Genomic DNA, 20019 nt, shown 5'->3' on the forward strand with positions numbered 1-20019 from the left:
TCGCCGATGTGCGCAAACAGGAAGAAACAGAATCAAACGAAAATCAACACGCCGTGACCTAAGCGTTACCTCGTCGAATTGACCAGCGCCGCGGAAGCCGCGAAGCTGGGGCGGTCCGATTCGGAGAAATCCGCATCCCCCGGGCCTTTCGGTCCCTCAATGCCGAGGAAAGTGCACACGGACGTGACAACGACACTCAAACAACAACAAACAAAAGCAAACAAATCAAATCCGCTCCAAGGATCGCGTCGCACGGCCGGAACCCGTCCCGAGCGCCTCAGCAGCGGCATGTTCGCGCTGCTCCTCGTCGTGCCCGGCATGGCTCTCATGGCCGTGGTCGTGGCGTATCCGCTGATCTCGGCGCTCGTCACGGCGTTCTTCCGCCAGAGCCTCGTCCTCCCCGGCCGGGAGTTCGTCGGCATCCAGAACATCGTCGACGTGCTCGAGAGCGACTTCCTCCGCCTGCTCGCGCAGACGCTGGTCTTCACGCTCGGCACCACGATCGCCCCCTTCGTGATCGGCTTCGCGCTCGCGCTCGCCCTGAACACCCAGATCCGCGGCTCGAAGGTCATGCGCGGCCTGATGCTCATCCCGTGGCTCGTCCCGGGCGTCGTCGTCTCGTTCCTCTGGATGTGGATCTTCAACGCCAACTACGGCGTGATGAACGCGATCCTCGAACCGCTCGGGGTCGCTCCGCAGGCGTGGCTCGCTCAGCCCGGCACAGCGATGTTCGCCGTCATCGTCGCCAAGACATGGCAGTCCTTCCCCTGGATGATGGTCATGCTCCTCGCCGGCCTGCAGACGGTTCCGCGCGAACTGCACGAGGCCGCCGAGATGGACGGCGCGGGCACGGTCCGCCGGTTCTTCTCGATCACTGTTCCGCAGATCGGCGGGATCATCGGGCTCGTCCTGCTGCTCGAGTTCATCTGGAACTTCCAGCACTTCGACATCATCTACGTCCTCACTGGCGGCGGTCCCGCCGGCTCCACCGAGACGTTCGCCACAGCGGTGTACGAGACGGCCTTCCACGGCTTCGACCTCGGTCACGCCGGTGCCCTGGGCCTGCTGTGGATGGTCCTGCTCATGGCGCTCGTCGTCGTCTACGTCCGATTCTCCGAGAGGGGCGAGAAGCGATGACCAGCACCGCACTGCCCACCGTCACCCCGACCCCCGACGCGCCACCCGTGGTGCCCCCGACTCCGCGCCGGCGCCGACGGCAGCTGGCATCCGGTCTCCGCTCGGACCGTCCCGGCGTCCGTCTCGCCGCGTGGGCCGCCGTCATCGTGTGCGGAGGCTTCGCCCTGCTGCCGGTGTACTGGCTCCTCGCGACGTCGCTCACCCCTCGCGACCAGGTCTTCTCGTACCCGCCGAAGATCTTCCCGACCGAGATCACGTTCGACGCCTACGCGGGTCTCGTGGCGAACCCGCAGCTGTTCACCTACCTGCAGAACAGCATCATCGTCTCGGTCATCACGGCCGTACTCTCGGTCATCGTCTCGGCCTACATGGGGTACTCGTTCTCGAAGTTCCGGTACCGCGGACGGCGCCAGCTGATGTACTTCGTGCTCGCGTCGCAGATGTTCCCGCAGGCCCTTCTGCTCGTGACGCTCTACAGCGTTTTCAGCGCCTACGGGCTGCTGAACACCTACACCGCCCTCGTGCTCTCGTTCACGACCTTCACCCTGCCGCTGTGCGTCTGGATGCTGAAGGGGTTCTTCGACACGATCCCCGACGAGCTCATCGAGGCGGCGCGCGTCGACGGTGCCTCGCGCCTGCGCACGATCCACTCGATCGTCCTGCCGCTGGCTGCTCCCGGTCTCGTCGCCGCGGGCCTTTTCGCCTTCGTGCGCGGCTGGAACGACTTCATCTTCGCCCTCACGCTCGCCGGCCCCGACAAGCAGACGCTCCCGCCGGGACTCGTCAACACCTACGTCGGCGAGGCGGCGACCGCGTGGCCCGAGCTCATGGCGGCCTCGCTCGTCGTGTCGCTGCCCGTGGCCATCGCCTTCATGCTGCTCCAGCGCTACCTCGTCAGCGGCATGACCGCGGGCGCGGTCAAGGGCTGACCGGCTCCCACTCACTCTTCGCTCACACCGTCGCGCTCGCACCGTCAAGCTCGCACCGTCAAGGAGGACACCCATGTCAGCTTCATCCCTGCCCAATCCCCTCATCAGCCGCCGTCGCGCGCTGCAGCTCTTCGGCATCGGCGCCGGAGCCGCGGTCCTCGCGGGCTGCGTGCCCAGCGGCACCGCCGGCCCCGCGGCCGGTGCCGCGGGTCTCGACGGAGGTGATCCGACCGACTTCTCGTTCGCGTCGTGGTCGCTCACCGAGGAGTCCGCCAAGCCGGCCCTCGAGGGGACGTTGACGAGCTACGAGAAGGCGAAGGGCGTCGCCATCAAGCGCACCGCCTTCCCGTACAACGAGTACATCAACCAGCTCATGCTGCAGGTGACCGGCGGGCAGTTCACGGGCGCCGCGCACGTCGACGTCGCGTGGCTCGGGAGCCTCGCGGCCACCGGCAAGCTCCAGGACCTTTCGTCGCTGGCATCCGGTCGCGGGTACACCTCGTCGGCGTTGCAGGCCGCGACCTTCGACGGCACGCAGTACGCCCTGCCGTGGACGATCGGCGCGATCGGCCTCATCGCCAACTCCGAGACGCTCGGCAAGGCGGGCCTGTCGGCCGACGCGTTCCCGACCACGGTCGACGAGTTCGAGAAAGCTCTGGTCTCCCTCAAGGGTCTCGGCGGCGGGCTCATCCCCTACGCCGCCTCGACCAAGGCCGCGCAGCTCAAGGACATCCTCATCTGGATGCAGACCTTCGGCAGCCCGCTCGTCGACGGCGACACGATCACGATCGGCGACGACGCGAGCGTCGAGGCCGTGACCTGGTACAAGGGCCTCTACGACCAGGGCCTCATCGCCGCCGATGTCGACCGCTTCGACGCCCGCAGCCTGTTCGCGCAGGGCCGCGCCGCGATGTACGACGACGCCCCCGTGGGCCGCGGCGCGGTGACCAAGGAGTCGCCCGACGCGAACCTCGCGGCGAAGCTCGCTCCGGTCTCGCGACCGGTCCTGAAGGCCGGCGACACCCCGCGCGCCCTCGTGTGGGGTGGCGCGATCGCCGTCGTCAACGGGGCGGGCGCGCCGACGGCGGGGGACTTCGCGCAGTACGCCACGAGCGACCTCGACGCGATCCTCGCCGATTACAAGCTGCGGGGGCTCCCGCCGGCAACGACCGAGGCCCTCGCGTCGAGCGAGGTCTCGTCCGACACGTTCGGCGCGGCGTTCAGCGAGCGCATCACCGCGACCGCGAGCTCGAACCCCCTGTGGAAGTTCACCGCCTACTCGCAGATCGAGTCGGCGATCGCCGATCAGGTGCAGGCCGTCCTGGTCGGGTCCGCCTCGCCGAAGGATGCCATGAAGAAGGCCGGCGAGGCCGCACAGAAGCTGGTCGGTTGAGATGCGGACCCTCCGCGGGGGGAGCGCGGCGGTCGTCGCCGCGTTCGCCCTCGGGCTGATCGTCACGCCGCCTGCCCACGCGACCGGCGGTTCCACGACGGTCGAAGAGCTGCCGTACGCCGTCGACTCGTCGAACCAGGCAGCCTGGTGGAACCCCCTCGACGTCGTGGGCGACGTGACCTTCTTCGCCTTCAACGCGCCCGCGGCCCAGGCCGCGCGGCACGAGGTGCACCTCGCCTCCCGCGCCGCCGACGGCACGTGGACCGAGGGGTGCCTGCGCGCCACGGCCGGGACCGCGTGCGTCACCTTCGCCGACGACAACGGCCACAACCAGCCCTCGATCGTGGTCGACGGCGACGGGGTCATCCACGCCTTCGTGTCGATGCACAACGAGCAGTGGAACTACTTCCGCTCCGACACCGCGGGCGATGTGCGCACGATGGTGGACCGCACCTCGACCATGCCCGACCTCGACGTCGACATCACCTACCCGGTGACCGCTCGCGGTGCCGACGGCGACGCCTGGGTGCTGGTGCGCACCGGAACGGACGCCGACGGGGCGCGCGAGGGCGTGCTGTACCACTTCGACCCGGATGCCGGATCCTGGGCGCGGGAGGCGACGATCGCCGCCGCGACGGGCTACTCGTTCTACCCCGACGACCTCGAGGTGTCGCCCGACGGCCGCGTGCACGTGCTGTGGGAGTGGGGACCGTTCCCCGCCGACCCCGCCCGTCACCTCGGCTCGTACGCCGTGTACGACCCCGCGACCGGGACACTCACGGACGTCGCGGGCACCATGGTGTCGGGGCCGATCACGCCTGCCTCGGCGGGAGCGATCGTCTGGCGGCCGTTCTCGGCGGGGGAAACCATCGGCAGTTACACCCCGGCGGTGCAGTCCGCGAAGCTCGCGCTCGACGGTTCGTCTCTCGCGGGCGTCGGCTACCGCTTCGTCGAGAAGGACCGCACCGCGTACGACGCGCGCTTCGCCCGATGGAACGGCTCGGCCTGGGTCGACGAGAAGGTCGTCGACACGGCGGCCCTCGGCGACGGCGTCGCCACCTCGGCGGCCGTCGACGTCACGCGCGCCGGCTCCACGACCCGCCTCTACACCGTCGTGACCGCCCAGGTCTGCGGTGAGCTGCGCAGTCGCGCGGTCGTCGCCGAGCGCGACGACGCGACCTCCACCTGGTCGTTCGCCGGTGTCGGCGAGGCGCGCCTCGGGCAGCAACGCCTGCGTGCACAGGAGCGATCGACCGACGGCGCCGACGTGGTCTACCTGTCGGCTCCGGTCGCAGCCCCGGCTCGGTTGTCGCGGGCGGTCGTCCCGCGCGGCGTGCCGGTCGGTCCGGCCACCTTCCTGTCGGAGCTGGTTGCCGACCTCCGCGACGACCCGGGTGGGGTGAACGTCGCTCTGGGCGCCACCGCGACCGCCTCGTCGAGCCTGCGCGCCGACACCGGCCCGGAACGCGCCGTCGACGGCGTCTGCAGCGACGCCAGTCGGTGGATCTCGGCGGTCGGAGACACGGCGCCGTGGATCTCGCTGAGCCTGGCCGCTCCGGTGGCGCTCGAGGAGGTGCGCGTGCGCAGCGGCTACAGCGCCGAGGCGGGCTCGGCGGCCGTCCTCCGCTCCTTCGAGGCGCAGGTGCGCACGTCCGCGGGGTGGACGAGCATCGGCTCCGTCACCGCCAACACGCAGCGACTGGTGAGCTTCCCCGCCGCCGGAGTCGTCGCCGACGGCGTGCGCCTGCTCATCAGCGACCCCTCGGCATCCGCCACGGACGTGGCCCGGGTCTTCGAGATCGAGGCGATCGCCGTGGAGTAAGCCCCGACCTCCCCACCCCGCACCGCACCGGACGCCCCCGCGTCCGCAGGAAGGACTCACGCGACATGCGTACACACACAGCCGACTTCGACCTCGTCGTGGTCGGTGGGGGACTCGCCGGAGTCTCCGCCGCCATCGCCGCCGCGCGCCTCGGTCGTCGCGTCGCCCTCATCAACAACCGTCCGGTCCTGGGCGGCAACTCCTCGTCGGAGGTGCGCGTCTGGGTGTGCGGCGCGACCGCCCACGGCAACCAGCGCTGGGCCCGCGAGAACGGCATCATCGGCGAGCTCTACCTCGAGAACCAGTACCGCAACCCCGACGGCAACCCCGTGCACTGGGACGACGTCGTGCTCGACGCCGTGCGGGCCGAGCCGAACATCACGCTGCTGCTGAACACCGACGTGCGCGACGTCGTCGCCCGCGGTCCCGAGGGCTCCCGTCACATCGAGTCGGTGACCGGCTGGACGATGGGGGCAGAGACCGAGACGGTGTTCCGGGCGCCGCTATTCCTCGACGGCACCGGCGACGGACTGATCGGACACCTCGCCGGCGCGCGCGCCCGCCTCGGCAAGGAGGCGCGCGACGAGTTCGACGAGGACTGGGCGCCCGAGGAGGCGGAGCGCACGTTCCTCGGTTCGACGCTCCTCTTCTACACGAAGGACGTCGGCCACCCCGTCCGCTTCGTCGCGCCCGACTCCGCCAAGTCGATCCGCGACACCCCGATCCCGTCGTCGCGCATCATCCGCAGCGGCGACAGCGGGGCGCACTACTGGTGGATCGAGTGGGGTGGCGAGCTCGACATCGTCCACGACAACGAGCGCATCCGCGACGAGCTCCGTTCGGTGATCCTCGGCATCTGGGATCACATCAAGAACTCTGGCGAGTTCGACGCCGAGAACCTCGACCTCGAGTGGATCGGTAACGTCCCCGGCAAGCGCGAGTACCGCCGCCTCGTCGGCGACTACACGCTGCACCAGCGCGATGTGCTCGAGCAGACGCGCTTCGACGACGGCGTCGCCTTCGGCGGCTGGTCGATCGACCTGCACCCGACCGAGGGGATGTACTCCACCGGGGCCGGAGCGGTGCAGCGCTTCTCGAACGGCGTCTTCGAGATCCCGTACCGCTCCCTCTACTCCGCCGATGTCGACAACCTGCTCATGGCCGGCCGCGACGTCTCGGCCACTCACATCGCCTTCGGAGCGGCTCGCGTGATGGCGACGTGCGCCGCGATGGGGGAGGCGGCCGGCACCGCGGCCGCGCTCGCGCTGGCCCACGGCACCTCGCCGCGCGGGGTGTACGAGAGCCATCGCGCCGAGCTGCGTCAGCTGCTTCTCCGGCAGGACGCTCCGCTCATCGGCGTGGCCGACGCCGACCCGTCCGACCTCGCGCTCGCCGCGCGGGTCTCGGCGTCCGGCGTGCGCGAGGGCCTCGGCCCGCACGAGTCGGCGCCGCGCGAGCCGTATCCCCTCACGCACGACATCGGGATCGTCGTGCCGGTGCACCCGCACCTCGATGGCATCGACCTCCTCGTCACGAGCGAGACCGACACCGAGCTCGAGGTCGAGGTGTTCTCGACCGGTCTCGCGCAGAACGTCGTCCCCGAGCACCTCGAGCACCGTGTCTCGGTCCCCGTCTCCGCGGGGGAGGCCCGCTGGGTGACCGCCCCCGTGAGCTGGCAGCCCGAGGCTCCCGCGAACGCCGTGATCGTGGTTCGCGCGCAGCCCGGCGTGACGCTGTTCACGACGGATGATCTGCCCCCCGGCATCCTGACCCTGGTCCACACCTCGGATGCCGACGACCAGAACGTGCACGTCAGCCTCGACGAACTGCTGGTGCAATGGCCGACGAAGCCCCTGCGCGGTCGCTCGATCGTGTTCCGTTCGACGGCTCCGTCCGAGGCGCTCGCCCCCGAGCGCGCGGTGGGCGGGTATCAGCGCCCCTTCGGCGGTCCGAACCTGTGGGCGTCGCGGCCGTTGCCGGAAGGGCCGGCGTGGATCCGGCTCGACTGGGATGAGCCCGTGCGCCCGCGGGAGATCGTGCTCGTCCTCGACGACGATCCCGATGTCGAGCTGAACACGCTGCACCACCACCGCGACCCGCACCTCGTGATGCCCTCACTCGCGCGCGACTACCGCGTCGAGGTGCAGACGGTGGAGGGCGACTGGCGCACGGTGGCCGAGGTCGCGGACAACCGCCGACGCCGGCGGGCGCACCCCGTGGCGCCCGAGATCGGCGCGGTGACCGCGGCGCGCGTGACGGTCACGGCGACCAATGGATCCCCCGAGGCGCGCGTCGTCGCCTTCCGCGTCCAGGAGTGAGATGCCCCGCGATACCGTATCCCCCAGAGTCGATCGGCCGACCAGGCGCGCGAGGAGTTCACCGATGACCGATTCCCCCTCGACGGTGCGGCGGGTGTCCCCTCTCAGCCGACGCGAGCGCACCGGGATCGTGGCACTCGCGGTGCCCAACCTCGAAGAGCCCTACTTCGCCGAGCTGACGACGCTCCTGGCGCGCGGAGCGGAAGCGCGGGGGCTGTCGATCCTCATCCAGCAGACCGAGGGCGACCACCAGCGCGAGATCGACATCGCCAACGGTGTCGGCCTTCCCGCGACCGACGGTCTCATCCACATCCCGCGTTCGCTCACCGTCGGAGACCTCACGCGCCGCACCTCGCCGGGGCCGCTCGTGCTCCTCGGCGAGCACATCGCCGTGAGCCCGTTCACGCACATCTCGATCGACAACCGGCGCACGGCCGACCTCGCGACCTCGCACCTGGCATCCGTCGGATGCCGTCGGGTCGCCTTCATCGGTCCGCGTCTCTCCCGACCCTCGGATGCCGCCGACCAGCGCTTCACCGGGTACCGCGACGCCGTCGCCCGCCTGGGTATCGCCGAGGACGCGGCGCTGATCGTCGCCGTCGACGCGTTCACTGCCGAGGAGGGCGCGGCGGCGCTCCGCAGGCTGCACGCGAGCGGGACCCCGTTCGACGGAATCGTGTGCTCCAACGACTCCGTCGCCTTCGGCGTGCTCGCCGAGCTGCACGCGGTGGGACTCACCGTCCCGGCGGACGTCGCGGTGATCGGCATCGACAACGTGCACGCCGCGAGCTACTCGGTACCGGCGCTCACCTCGGTCGCGCCCGACGACCAGGGCATCGTCGAGGCGGCTTTCACCGAGCTCGAGCGGCAGATGGCGGCCCCTCCGGGCGCGGACGTCCCCGTGCGGCACATCGTGGTGGATGCCACGGTGATCGCCCGCGCGAGCACGGCCCGGTGAGGTGTCGACCCGGCGCCGTCCCCCATCGCGCGGGGCGGCGCTCCTTACTCGTCGGCGAACGCGAGCGGCGCGACCCACAGTTCGGCGACGTGCGAGCGGAGCACCTCCGCGTCGTCGTCCGCGATGCCGGCGTCGGTGACCACAAGGTCGACCTCGTTCAGGTCGACGATGGTCGTGAGCCCCACCGCGCCCCACTTCGAGTGATCGGCGAGCACGACAGCGCGACCTCCGGCCGCGACGAGCGCGCGGTTCGTCTCTGCCTCGAGGAGGTTCGAGGTGGTCAGGCCCGCCGTCGGCTCCATGCCGCGGACACCGAGGAAGACGACATCGCAGTGCAGGTGCTCGAGGGATGCCACGGCGACCGGGCCGACGAGGGCGTCGGTGGGCGTGCGGACGCCGCCGGTCAGCACGACCGTCTGCGTGTACGGTTCGTCGGCACGGTCCGGACGCGCGAAGACGTCGGCGACGGGCAGCGAGTTGGTGACGATCGTGAGATCGGCGATGCCCCGCAGCTCGCGGGCGAGCGCCCACGTCGTCGATCCGCCACTGAGCCCCACGGCCATGCCCGGTTCGACCAGCGATGCCGCGTGGCGGGCGATCGCGGCCTTCTCCGCGCCGTTGCGGCGCGACTGCGCGGTCAGGTCTCGTGCCGGAGCGTCGCCGGGTCGCGGGTGACGCGCGCCACCGCGCACCTTGTCGACATGACCGTCGGCCGCGAGCACGTCGAGGTCGCGGCGGATCGTCATCTCGCTCACGCCGAGAGCGGCGGCGAGGTCCGGCACGGCCGCGGCTCCATGACGGCGCACCTCCGCCAGCAGGCGGGATCGGCGTTCGGCGGCGAGCACGATCGCTCCTCTCGGTCGGGCTTCCAGTCTTCCACGGCGGTCCGCTCGTGACGGGCGCGACGATCGAACCGGGCGACGGCGACTACGGCTTCGACCTCGCGGGTCTGCGGGCCGTGCCGCCGGTGCCGCCACCGCCCGGCTTCGCCGAGCGGTGGCGCTCGTGGCACGACGAGGCGCTCGCAATCGACCCCGACCCTCGCGTGCGCCCGCTCGGACGCCGCGAAGGACGCGAGCTCTTCGCGGTGGAGCACGTCGTGTCGGGCGGCCTGCGTCTCGGCGGCTGGTTCGCCACCGCGGTGGACGGGCATCCCACCCGCGTCGGGATCGTGCACAGCCACGGCTACGGCGGGCGCGAGGAGCCGGAGTTCGACCGTGTCCCCGACGACGCGGCGGTCTTCTTCGCCCTCGCACGGGGGCAGGGGCGCCTGAACGCCGGGATCGGCGCGCCCACCCCCGCCGAGGGGCATGTGCTGCACGGCATCCGTTCGATCGACGACTACGTGCTCGGCCGGTGCGCGGTCGACCTGTGGCACGCGGGCTCGGCGCTGCGCGCGCTCGCCGGCGACCTGCCCCTGTACCTCGTCGGCGAGAGCTTCGGGGGAGGGATCGGTGCGCTCGCGCTGCCCTGGGATGAGCGGCTCGTCGGGGCGACGCTGATCGTGCCGAGCTTCGGGCAGTACGACCTCCGGCTGCGGATGCCGTGCGAGGGCAGCGGCGAGCGGGTGCGGCGATACGTCGCGAAGCACCCGTCCGCGCGTGAGGTGCTCCGCTTCTTCGACGCGTCGACCGCTGCGGGTTTCGCGCGCGTGCCGGTGCGGGTCGAGGCCGCGCTGCGCGACCGGCACGTCCCCCCGCCCGGGCAGTTCGCCGTCGCGAACGCGATCGCCGCGGCCCCCGGAGCGGAGCTCGAGCTCGCCGTCCTTCCGTACGGGCACCGCGAGTACGACGGCCTCGCCGAGGTGCGCGCCGCCGCGTTCGCCGCGACCCGTGACCACATCTCCCGTTCTCTCGACCGCTGAGGAGCCCCATGCCGCAGTTCGATCTCCCGCTCGACCAGCTCGAGACCTTCCGTCCGCCGCGCGACGAGCCCGGCGACTTCGACCGCTTCTGGGCCGACACCCTGGCCGAGGCGCGCGGGCAAGGCTGGGAGCCGCGGTTCCGCTCTGTTCCGGCCGCGGAGAGCGGGGTCGGCGGCGTCGAGGTCGACGACGTGGAGTTCGCGGGCTTCGGTGGCCATGTCGTGCGGGGCTGGTTGGTGCGGCCGCGCGGGGCGAGCGGTCCGCTTCCCTGCGTCGTGCAGTACATCGGGTACAACTCCGGTCGCGGCCTCGCGCACCAGCACACGCTGCTGCCGAGCGCGGGTCTCGCCGTCCTCGTGATGGACACGCGCGGACAGACCAGCGGCGCCCTCCCCGGCGCGACCCCCGACCCGGTCGGGGGCGCCCCGCACCCCTCCGGTCGGCTGACGGACGGCCTCGACGACCCCGCGCACTCGTACTACCGCCGCGTGTTCTGCGACGGGGTCCGTGCCGTTGACGCCGTGCGCGCGCATCCCGCGATCGATCCTGACCGCGTCGCGGTGTGGGGTGGCAGCCAGGGCGGCGGCATCGCGCTCGCCGCGGCGGCGCTCGCCGAGGGGCTCGTCGCCGCCGCGATCGATTTCCCGTTCCTCAGCGCGATCCGTCGCGCGGTCGCCCTCACCGACGCGGCTCCGTACAGCGAGCTCGTCACCTACCTGCAGACGCGACGCGGCGACGAGGACGCGGTCTTCCGCGTGCTGTCGTACATCGACGGGGTGAACTTCGCCGCCCGTTCGAGCGTTCCCGCGCTCTTCTCGGTCGGACTTCGGGATGCCGTGTGCCCGCCGTCCACGGTCTTCGCGGCGTACAACCACTACGCGGGGGAGAAGAGCATCCGCGTGTACCCCTACAACGGCCACGAGGGTGGCGGACCGCACCACCAGCTCGTCGCCCTCCGGGAGCTCTCGCGGCGCCTGGCGTAGTTCCCGCCCGGCTCGTCGAAGGGACCGGTGGCCGCGCCGTATCCCGTGACGTGCGCCGAATGCTCGCCCGAGCACGCGCCCCGCGTGCATATGCCGCAAGTCACTGTGAGCGCGGCCCGGGCTCGGGGCGCCTCGAGGAGGCGGGAGCCCGAGCTCGCGTCAGCCCGCGCTCGCGTCAGCCGGCGGCCTCCGTCGCGCGCCCCGCGACCGTCCGCAGCGCGCGGAGGACGCTCCGCACCGACGCGTACGCCAGGGCGTCGGGGCGCGCGAGCGCGTCGACGTGCCGCACCAGCGCCACGTCCGCGAGCGGACGCAGCACGAGTCCGTCCACGGCCGGCGGCAGCCCGGTCGTGCGCGGCAGCACCGCGATCGCCGCGCCCGCACGCACGACCTCGGCGGTGACCGAGAACTCGTTGATGCGGTGGGCGATGTCGAGCGGGCGACCGAGGTGCGCCGCGAGGTGATCGAGCACCCCGGCGAGCGGGAACCCCGGATGCACCGACACCCACCGTTCGTCGGCGAGGTCGCGCGCCGTGATCCGGTCCCGCGCGGCGAGCGTGTGCGCCGCGGGCAGGGCGATGTCGAGCGGCTCCGTCAGCAGCGGTGTCGAGACCACGCGATCGGCGGGCCAGGGCGCGTCGTGCGAGAGCCGGTGCGCGATCACGAGGTCGTGGTCGGCGGTGAGCCCGGGGAAGTCGCTGTGCGCGACATCGGCGTCGGACAGGTGCAGGGGAGGGATGCCATCGAGCTCGCGCAACAGCGCACCGAACAGCGCGAGTCCCGCACTGTGGAAGGCCGACACCCGCACGGGCCGGTCGTCGCTGTCGAGGAACGCTCCGACCGCTTCTCGCGCCGCGGTCAACGCCTCGTCGACGCGCGTCCCCGCCGCCGCGAGAGCCTCGCCCGCCGCCGTCAGCGTCAGCACGCGCCCGCGCCGGACGGTCAGCGCGACGGGAACTCGCGCCTGCAGGTGCGCGAGCTGCTGCGACACCGCCGAAGCCGAGATGTGCAGCGCCGCGGCGACGGCCGCCACGCTGCCGCGGTCGCCGAGCTCTCGGAGCAGGCGGAGGTGGGTGGCATCCATAAGTCCGAACTTACGGGACGATGAAGCAAGTGCCCATTGTTCTTCCGGGTTTCGGGGGCGACGGTGGATGCGTGACCCGCCGCCCTCCCGAGATCCTCGTCGACGTCCTCCTCATCGCCGTCGCCGCGGTGTGGGGCGCGAGCTTCCTCGCCGCCAAAGAGCTCACCGACGAGGTGGGCGTCGCCCCTGCCGTCGCGCTGCGCTTCCTCGTCGCCGCGACCGCGCTCGGGGTCATCTGCCTCGCACGGAGGGAACGGATGCCACGCGGCCGCGGCCTCGCGATCGCGGCGCTCCTCGGGTGCTCGCAAGCCGCGGTGATCGGCCTCGAGACGTGGGGCGTGCACCTCACCTCGGCCACCAACGCGGGGCTGCTCATCAGCCTCGCGCTGATCTTCACCCCGCTTCTGGAGAGCGTGGCCGCGCGTTCGTGGCTGCCGCGGTCGTACTTCGTCGCCGCGATCGCCGCCGTCGTGGGGGTCGCGCTGTTGGTGTCGGGCGCGGGATTCCGTCTCCCGACGGCGGGCGACGCCCTCGTGATCGCGGCCGCGGTGGTGCGTGCGGTCCACGTCACGGCGAGCGCGCGGCTCACGCGGGGCCGCGACGACAGTACCCTCGCGGTGGTCTTCGTACAGCTCGTCGTGTGCGCGCTGACGTCGTCGGCGGTGGCCGGCGTCGACCTTCCCGTCGCGGTCGGTCGGCTCACGGCATCCGGATGGTTCGACGTGCTGTTCCTCGGGCTCATGTGCTCGGTCTTCGCGTTCGTCGTGCAGCTGTGGGCCGTGCGGCGGACGTCGGCGACCCGCGCCAGCATCCTCATGGGCACCGAGCCCGTGTGGGCGCTCGCCGTGGGGGTGGTGATCGGCGGCGAGGCCCTCGGTCTGCCCGGTTTCGCCGGCGGAGCGCTCATCATCGCGGCGTCGTACGCGGGTCAGGCGATCGAGCGGCGGCACCGCGCCGCGACCGCTCCCGCTCCGGTCGAGAGGGTCGCCGAGACTGCACGCAGCTGACATCTCCACTGCACGCTGCAGTGGAGATGTCAGCTCGACGCAGTCTCGGCGGCGGACGGCGGCAACCCAGGCGCCTCCAGACCCGCCGCGGCCGCCGCGCCCCCGCCGTAGGCTGGACGTATGCACGGCGAGTACAAGGTCCCCGGGGGAAAGCTGGTCGTCGTCGACCTCGAAGAGCGCGAGGGTCGCATCCACAGCTTCCACCTCGCGGGCGACTTCTTCCTCGAGCCCGACGACGCCCTCGACGACATCGACACCGCCGTCAACGGTCTGCCGGTCGAGTTCGACGTCCCCACGATCGCCGCGGCGATCCGCGCGGCGCTGCCCGAGGGAGCGCAGCTGCTCGGGTTCACGCCCGAGTCGGTCGCGACCGCGATCCGCCGCGCGCTCGTGACGGCACCCGGCTGGGCTGACTTCGAGTGGGAGGTCGTACACGACGGTCCCGTCTCCCCGCGCATGAACCTCGCCCTCGACGAGGTGCTCACCAGCCGCGTCGGTGCGGGGCTGCGCAAGCCCACGCTGCGCCTGTGGGAGTGGAACGAGAACGCCGTCGTCATCGGCTCCTTCCAGTCGCTGCGCAACGAGGTCGATCCCGAGGGCGCCGAGAAGCACGGCTTCGACGTGGTGCGCCGCATCTCGGGCGGTGGGGCGATGCTCATGGCCGCGAACTCGATCGTGACGTACTCGCTGTACGTCCCGGCATCCCTCGTCGCCGGCATGACCTTCGCCGACTCGTACGCCTTCCTCGACGACTGGGTGCTCCAGGCGTTGCGCTCTCTCGGCATCGACGCGGTGTACCAGCCGCTCAACGACATCGCCGGGCCCCACGGCAAGATCGGCGGGGCCGCGCAGAAGCGCCTCGCCAACGGCGGGGTGCTGCACCACGCGACCCTCAGCTACGACATGGACGGTCAGGTGCTCACCGAGGTCCTCCGCATCGGCCGCGAGAAGCTCAGCGACAAGGGCACCGTCTCGGCCGCCAAGCGCGTCGACCCGCTGCGCAGCCAGACCGGCCTCCCGCGCGACCAGGTCATCGACCGCTTCATCCAGACGTTCACGACGCTGTACGGCGCGACCGAGGGGCACATCACCGACGAGGAGTACGCCGAGGCCGAGGCGCTGGTCGAGACGAAGTTCGCCACCGACGCGTGGCTGCAGCGCGTCCCGTGAGTACCGAGGTCCTCCCCGACGCCCCCGAACCCGGCCGCGTCGAGATCCACCACGCCGACAACCTCACCGTCACCCCGGCCTACGCCGACGGTTCGTTCGCGCTCGTCTACCTCGATCCGCCGTTCAACACGGGGCGGACCCGCTCGAAGGCCGTCGAGTCGGCGACGTGGACGCCCCCGGTCGAAGAGGCCCCGGATGCCGAGCAGCCCGAAGACACGGCATCCGTCGACGATCCGAACATGCTGACGTTCCCCGAGGAGGAGCCGCCCCCGCCGCCGGTCGTGCAGCGCGGCTTCCACGGGCGGGAGTACGCGCGCCTGCGCGGAGACCTGCGCACCTACGACGACCGCTTCGACGATTACTGGGGCTTCCTTGAACCGCGGCTCATCGAGGCGTGGCGCCTGCTCGCCGACGACGGCACGCTCTACCTGCACCTCGATTACCGCGAGGTGCACTACGCCAAGGTCATGTGCGACGCGCTGTTCGGGCGCGACCACTTCATCAACGAGCTGATCTGGGCGTACGACTACGGCGCGAAGACCAAGCGCCGCTGGCCCACGAAGCACGAGACGATCCTCGTGTACGTGAAGGATCCGGCGACCTACTTCTTCGATTCGGATGCCGTGGACCGCGAGCCGTACATGGCCCCGGGCCTCGTGACGGCCGAGAAGGCCGCGCGCGGCAAGATGCCCACCGACGTGTGGTGGCACACGATCGTCCCGACCACGGGACGTGAGAAGACCGGCTACCCGACGCAGAAGCCCGAGGGCGTGCTGCGCCGCATGGTGCAGGCCTCGAGCCGCCCCGGTGACCGGGTGCTCGACATGTTCGCCGGCAGCGGCACGCTGGGCGCCGTCGCCGCGCCGCTCGGCCGGCACTCCGTGCTGATCGATGACAACGCCGACGCCGTGGCCGTGATGCACAAGCGTCTGGAGCCGTTCGCGGACTGAGCGGCCGGGCCGTTCGCGGACTGAGCGGCCGGGCCGGTCGCCACCGGTGCGGGCGGGCCGGTCGCCACCGGTGCGGGTCGTCGTGCGGGGCCGGCGCTGCGCCGCGGGGCGTGCCGTCGTGCGGAGTCGGGCGGCGACACGCCGTGGGCGGTGCCGCTGTGGCGGCGTGTCGCCCGCTGACTCCGCGTGACGGGTCGGGGATGTGCCCGGCGGGGTTGTGCCGTTATGCGGAGTCGGGGGAGGACGCGCCGCTCAGGGCGCGGCTCGAGCGGCGTGTCGCCCGGCGACTCCGCGTGACGGGTCGCGGTTGCTCGGTCCCGGCGCGGAACGTCGATCGGATGCCGGACCGGAAGTGAACGGCGGACGGGCGGGCGGTCCGCGAAGTTAGGCTTACCTAATGACGTACGTGTTCGACCCCGAGATCCAGCGAGCCGTGCTCGCCCACATGAACGACGACCACCGCGACGACAACGTGCTCATCGCCCGCGCGTTCGGTCCGGTGACGCCCGTCGGTTCGGCGCGCATGACCGGGTTCGACGGCGACGGGGGCGACTGGGTCGTCGCCGATGAGGGCGGCGCCGTCACCGAGGTGCGCGTGCCGTGGCCGGGCGGGTCGATCGCCGAGCGCCGCGAGGTGCGCCGCGAGATCGTCGCACTCTACGACGAGGCGTGCCGGCGGCTCGGGGTCGAGCCGCGACCACACTGAGAAAGAAGGTTAGGCTCGCCTAACCTTCTCGGTATGATGGCGCCATGAGTGCTGTCATCCCGTTCTCCGTCGCCCTGCGCGAGCGCTCGCGCACTGCCCATTCCTCGAGCGAGGGCGCCGACTTCATGACGAACCTCATGAAGGGGTCGGGCACGCGCGACGACTACGTCGCACTCGTCGTGCAGCACTGGTTCATCTACGAGGCGCTCGAAGAGGCCACCGAGCGCATGCGCGTCGACCCCGTGGCATCCGTGTTCCTCAGTGACAAGCTCACGCGCCTTCCCGCTCTCGAGGCCGACCTGGAGTTCCTCATCGGCGCCGACTGGCGCGAGCGCATCACCCCGCTGCCGACGACGCAGGCGTACGTCTCGCGGATCCGCCGCGTCGCGGCGACCTGGCCGGGTGGCTTCGTCGCCCACCACTACACCCGTTACCTCGGCGACCTGTCGGGCGGGCAGTTCATCGGCCGGCTGATGCAGCGGCACTTCGGCTTCGACACGAACGGGATCGGTTTCTACCTGTTCGGCGACATCGCCGACCCCGACGCGTTCAAGAACGTGTACCGCGAGCAGTTGGATGCCGCTCCGTGGGACGACGACGAGAAGGAGCGCGTGATCGAAGAGGTGCTGGTGGCCTACCGGTTCAACACCGAGCTGTTCGTCGACCTTGCGCGCGCGAAGGCGGCTCAGTCGGCCTGAGTCTCTCCCGGCGTCGCGGACGCAGTGACCGGATGCCGCAGGCTCCGTCGCGACCTAAGACGCCGCCGCCTCGCCACCCGGCACTGTCGTGTCCGGCGCCGTCGCGCGCAGGCGACGCCGCACGAGCAACACCGCGACGAGCACGGTCGCGAGGATCACGGCCAGGAGCGCGTACAGACTCCACGGCACGGCCGCGACCGAGAACTCGGCCGTCACCGGCGCGAGCGGTGCGGCACCCAGGCCGACGGACTCCGGCGCGATGTCGACGGAGCCGGACACCCACCCGAGCGAGAACGCCGGCACCTCGCGCGCGATCTCCACGGTCGACCCCGGTAGCACCTCGGTCAGCTGCACCGGCGGGGTACGCGTGCCGACGGGGCCCGCGGTGGCGACCGTCTCAGCCCCCGTCAGTCGTGTGTTGCCGGTATTGGCGAGCGCGTACTCGACGACGAGGCGCCCAGAGTCGAACGGGTTCCAGGATGCCTCGTACCGGGTCGAGACCGCGGACAACGCGACTGCCGGCACCAGCTCGCCCGCGACCCGGAGGTTGATGCGGGTGCCCAGGCGGCGGTCGACGGACAGTGTCGACGAAGCGTCGGTGCTCGTGAGGGAGGTCACGATGCCCGCGGCATGGTCGCCTGGGCGCGCGTCGGCGGGCACCGTGACGGTGAAGGGCACTTCGGCGGACTCGCCCGGCGCCAGCGACAGCGATGTCGTGGCGACCGACACCCACGTCCCGGCGCCCTGCGACGGCTGCCCGTCGACGAGGACGTCGATCTCGCCGGTGGATGCCGTGAAGGCGTCGGCGGCATAGACGGCGAGGGGGAGGGGCTCGGTGCCGGTGTTGACCACGGTCATCGCGTCGGAGATCACGCTCCCGGGTTCGACCACGTCGTACGTGAAGTTCGCGCGACCCGCGCCCTGCGCGTTGTCGGCGGTCTGCACGCTCCAGGCGACACCGCCGTCGGCGGCCGTCGCGGGTGCCGGAGCGACGATCGCGAGGAGAAGGGAGCCGAGGAGGGCGAACGTGAGAGGGCGTCGGAACACGGGCGGGCTTTCTGCGGGACGGGCGACGGGGACCCCGACGCGCGTCGGAGTCCCCGTCGGGTGGATTACTGCAGGGCGGTGATGGTGAGTTTCGCGGTGTAGTCGCCGGCCGGGGTCGTGCCGGGGATCACGAGCGACAGGTCGGCTCCCACGGTGGCGTTCGCGGCCGCGGTCGACGACGCGAGCACGCGCGACGCCCCGAGCCCGGTGCCGCCGAGGCGGGTCGACGCGACCTCCGCGCCGGCGGTGACGGTCTGCCCGGCCGTGACGAGCTTGGGCTTCCAACCGAGCAGGTCGCTCGAGAACGACCCGCCCGTGCTCGACGCGAAGTTCCCGACCTGGCCCGAGATGCTCCACGTGTACGGCGCGGTGCCTCCGGCGCGCGTGTCGGTCACGACGATGTTCGTGAGCGATCCGGATGCCGTGAAGTTCGCGCCGTCCTGCACGGCGGTGCCGAGGCTGGCCGGCGAGGTGCCCTCGAACGCCCACCCGAACGAGCCGGTGGGGTTGTCGACCCAGTCCGGGACCTCGACGATCACGTCGGTCGACGAGGCGAAGGCGATCGGGGTGAACGTCTCGAAGGGGGCGTACACGGTGCCGCTGCCGGCGTACGTGTAGATGCCGAAGTTCCCGGCGGCGAGGTTCTGCGCCTCGGTGGTGCTCAGGGCGAGGTCGACCGAGAACGTGCCGTCCTCCTTCAGCTCGATCGCGCCGCTGTTCGCGCCGCCGACGGTCGCCATGCTGGCGGCCGGGACCGCCCACTTCTGCGCGATCACCGAGCGTGCCGACGAGGCCGCGCCGGCCGAGGGCTTCCAGACGTCGGCGAACTTGCCGAACACGACGTACGTTCCGCTGAAGGTTCCGGCCAGGGGCGGTCGCGTGCCGTTGGTGGCGGTGCCCGACGGCAGGAAGCCGCTGCCCGTGACGGTGACCGTCTCACCCTGGGTGAGACCGCTGCTCTTCGAGACGGTGACGGTGGGAGCGGATGCCACGGGCGCGGCCGTGTAGGCGACCGAGAGCGGGCTCGCGGGCTTGCGCGCGTCGGCCGAACCGCCCGAGGAGTACCAGTACGAGCCCTGACCGGTCTTCACCTGGAAGTCGACGAACGACTGCGGGAAGGCCCCGGCGTTCGCACCGGAGGTGACCTGGGCGACCGAGCCCTCGGGGACGGTGATCGTGCGACCGAGGTAGTCGGGGGTCACGGTGAATCCGGTGGGGGTCACGTCGACGCCGGTCAGCGTGGCGATCACCACATTCGGCTCCGGGGTGAGGGTCTCGAACTTGTCGGGATCGTCCATCGAGGTGCCGTAGCCGCCGAGGGTCGCGGTGACCGTGCCGGTGCCGTCGCTCGCGACGGTGAGCTTCGGGTCGGTGATCCATGAGCGGGTCATGCCCGAGTAGTACGCCGAGGTGAACGACCCGGTCCACTGGATCGTCGCGGTGTTGGCATCCACGTCGACCGTGCCGGTGCCGCCGGTGATCTCGGCGATGTGTCCCGAGTTCAGTCCGTTCCCGGAGGTGATGGTGGTGCCGTTCGCGTCGGTGCGCAGGCCCGCGAACGTCGCTGCGGCGTAGCTGCCATCGGACTGCTTCTTCAGGATCTGCGTGTTGCCGTCGCTCTGCTTCCAGTTCGAGGTGGTGACGCGGTCGGCCGACGAGGTCGCCGTGACGATTCCGGCCGACAGCAGGTTGACCGTGCCGGGGGCGAAGGCGGCCGCGTTGGATTCGGCGTTGATGCCCCAGCGGAAGACGGCGCCGTCGACGGTGGTGTCGGCGGCGTGCGCGGGGGCGGCGACGAGAGCCCCGCCGAGGGCGATCGCAGCGGCAGCGAGGCTCGCGGTGGTCACGCGGACGAACCGGCGTCTGTGCGTGGAGGAATCCACGTTCGTTCCCTTCTCCACCTTCCGACGGGTCCCGACGGCATGCGCGGGTGCACCCCGGTGGGGTGCTGGA

At 71.4% G+C, this 20019-nt stretch carries 17 protein-coding genes; 13 read left to right on the plus strand and 4 right to left on the minus strand.

Translation table 11 applies throughout. From position 1 onward, the window contains the following. Positions 1 to 288: 288 nt before the first annotated feature. The 6 genes from NS283_RS14920 (at position 289) to NS283_RS14945 (ending at position 8557) form a co-directional block, all read left to right on the plus strand. The gene (locus tag NS283_RS14920; RefSeq protein WP_058613811.1) at positions 289 to 1137 is read left to right on the plus strand and encodes a carbohydrate ABC transporter permease; all 849 of its coding nucleotides are present in this window, start codon (positions 289 to 291) and stop codon (positions 1135 to 1137) included. After that, positions 1134 to 2066 (plus strand): carbohydrate ABC transporter permease, encoded by a 933-nt coding sequence (locus NS283_RS14925; protein WP_058597647.1) that lies wholly within the window; start codon positions 1134 to 1136, stop codon positions 2064 to 2066. The genes NS283_RS14920 and NS283_RS14925 overlap by 4 nt, the downstream gene beginning before the upstream one ends. A 73-nt stretch (positions 2067 to 2139) precedes the next feature. Beyond that, a complete protein-coding gene (locus tag NS283_RS14930) occupies positions 2140 to 3459 on the plus strand; it encodes a sugar ABC transporter substrate-binding protein (protein WP_058597648.1) in 1320 nt (439 codons plus the stop codon). Position 3460: 1 nt separating this feature from the next. Then, the gene (locus NS283_RS14935; protein WP_058597649.1) at positions 3461 to 5281 is read left to right on the plus strand and encodes a BNR-4 repeat-containing protein; all 1821 of its coding nucleotides are present in this window, start codon (positions 3461 to 3463) and stop codon (positions 5279 to 5281) included. 65 nt (positions 5282 to 5346) lie between these two features. After that, complete coding sequence (locus NS283_RS14940) at positions 5347 to 7599, plus strand: FAD-dependent oxidoreductase (protein WP_058597650.1); 2253 nt, start codon at positions 5347 to 5349, stop codon at positions 7597 to 7599. Positions 7600 to 7663: 64 nt separating this feature from the next. Beyond that, entirely contained in the window at positions 7664 to 8557 is an 894-nt protein-coding gene (locus tag NS283_RS14945) for a LacI family DNA-binding transcriptional regulator (RefSeq protein ID WP_058597651.1), read from the plus strand. Positions 8558 to 8601: 44 nt separating this feature from the next. On the opposite strand, the gene NS283_RS14950 is transcribed toward NS283_RS14945, so the two are convergent. Continuing rightward, on the minus strand, positions 8602 to 9402 hold the full coding sequence (locus tag NS283_RS14950) for a DeoR/GlpR family DNA-binding transcription regulator (protein WP_058597652.1): 801 nt from the start codon (positions 9400 to 9402) through the stop codon (positions 8602 to 8604). A gap of 47 nt (positions 9403 to 9449) precedes the next feature. Between NS283_RS14950 and NS283_RS14955 the strand changes: the two genes are divergently transcribed. Further along, positions 9450 to 10421 (plus strand): acetylxylan esterase, encoded by a 972-nt coding sequence (locus NS283_RS14955; protein ID WP_058597653.1) that lies wholly within the window; start codon positions 9450 to 9452, stop codon positions 10419 to 10421. Between the two features lie 8 nt (positions 10422 to 10429). Continuing rightward, positions 10430 to 11404 (plus strand): acetylxylan esterase, encoded by a 975-nt coding sequence (locus NS283_RS14960; protein ID WP_058597654.1) that lies wholly within the window; start codon positions 10430 to 10432, stop codon positions 11402 to 11404. Positions 11405 to 11579: 175 nt separating this feature from the next. Here the strand turns inward: NS283_RS14960 and NS283_RS14965 are convergent, their stop codons facing one another. Next, the gene (locus NS283_RS14965; protein ID WP_058597655.1) at positions 11580 to 12488 is read right to left on the minus strand and encodes a LysR family transcriptional regulator; all 909 of its coding nucleotides are present in this window, start codon (positions 12486 to 12488) and stop codon (positions 11580 to 11582) included. Between the two features lie 71 nt (positions 12489 to 12559). Here NS283_RS14965 and NS283_RS14970 point away from each other — a divergent pair, with 71 nt between their 5' ends. The 5 genes from NS283_RS14970 to NS283_RS14990 all read left to right on the plus strand — a co-directional run bounded on the left by NS283_RS14970 (position 12560) and on the right by NS283_RS14990 (position 17019). Continuing rightward, entirely contained in the window at positions 12560 to 13495 is a 936-nt protein-coding gene (locus NS283_RS14970; RefSeq protein WP_058597656.1) for a DMT family transporter, read from the plus strand. A 120-nt stretch (positions 13496 to 13615) separates the two neighbouring features. Next, positions 13616 to 14665 (plus strand): lipoate--protein ligase family protein, encoded by a 1050-nt coding sequence (locus tag NS283_RS14975; RefSeq protein WP_058597657.1) that lies wholly within the window; start codon positions 13616 to 13618, stop codon positions 14663 to 14665. Beyond that, positions 14662 to 15615: a DNA-methyltransferase gene (locus NS283_RS14980; protein ID WP_241492264.1), complete on the plus strand. Its 954-nt coding sequence runs from the start codon at positions 14662 to 14664 to the stop codon at positions 15613 to 15615. Before NS283_RS14975 ends, NS283_RS14980 begins: the two co-directional genes overlap by 4 nt. 397 nt (positions 15616 to 16012) lie before the next feature. Beyond that, positions 16013 to 16321, plus strand: a complete 309-nt coding sequence (locus NS283_RS14985; protein WP_058597658.1) for a DUF2470 domain-containing protein — start codon at positions 16013 to 16015, stop codon at positions 16319 to 16321. A 44-nt stretch (positions 16322 to 16365) separates the two neighbouring features. Beyond that, the gene (locus NS283_RS14990) at positions 16366 to 17019 is read left to right on the plus strand and encodes a heme oxygenase (biliverdin-producing) (protein ID WP_058597659.1); all 654 of its coding nucleotides are present in this window, start codon (positions 16366 to 16368) and stop codon (positions 17017 to 17019) included. A gap of 54 nt (positions 17020 to 17073) precedes the next feature. Here NS283_RS14990 and NS283_RS14995 read toward each other — a convergent pair whose 3' ends face one another. Further along, on the minus strand, positions 17074 to 18066 hold the full coding sequence (locus tag NS283_RS14995; RefSeq protein WP_058597660.1) for a WxL protein peptidoglycan domain-containing protein: 993 nt from the start codon (positions 18064 to 18066) through the stop codon (positions 17074 to 17076). A gap of 65 nt (positions 18067 to 18131) precedes the next feature. Further along, positions 18132 to 19913: a hypothetical protein gene (locus tag NS283_RS15000; protein WP_153003386.1), complete on the minus strand. Its 1782-nt coding sequence runs from the start codon at positions 19911 to 19913 to the stop codon at positions 18132 to 18134. Positions 19914 to 20019: the final 106 nt, after the last annotated feature.

It is taken from the genome of Microbacterium testaceum, from assembly GCF_001476285.1.
In the GTDB taxonomy this organism is placed as follows: Bacteria; Actinomycetota; Actinomycetes; order Actinomycetales; family Microbacteriaceae; genus Microbacterium; species Microbacterium testaceum_B.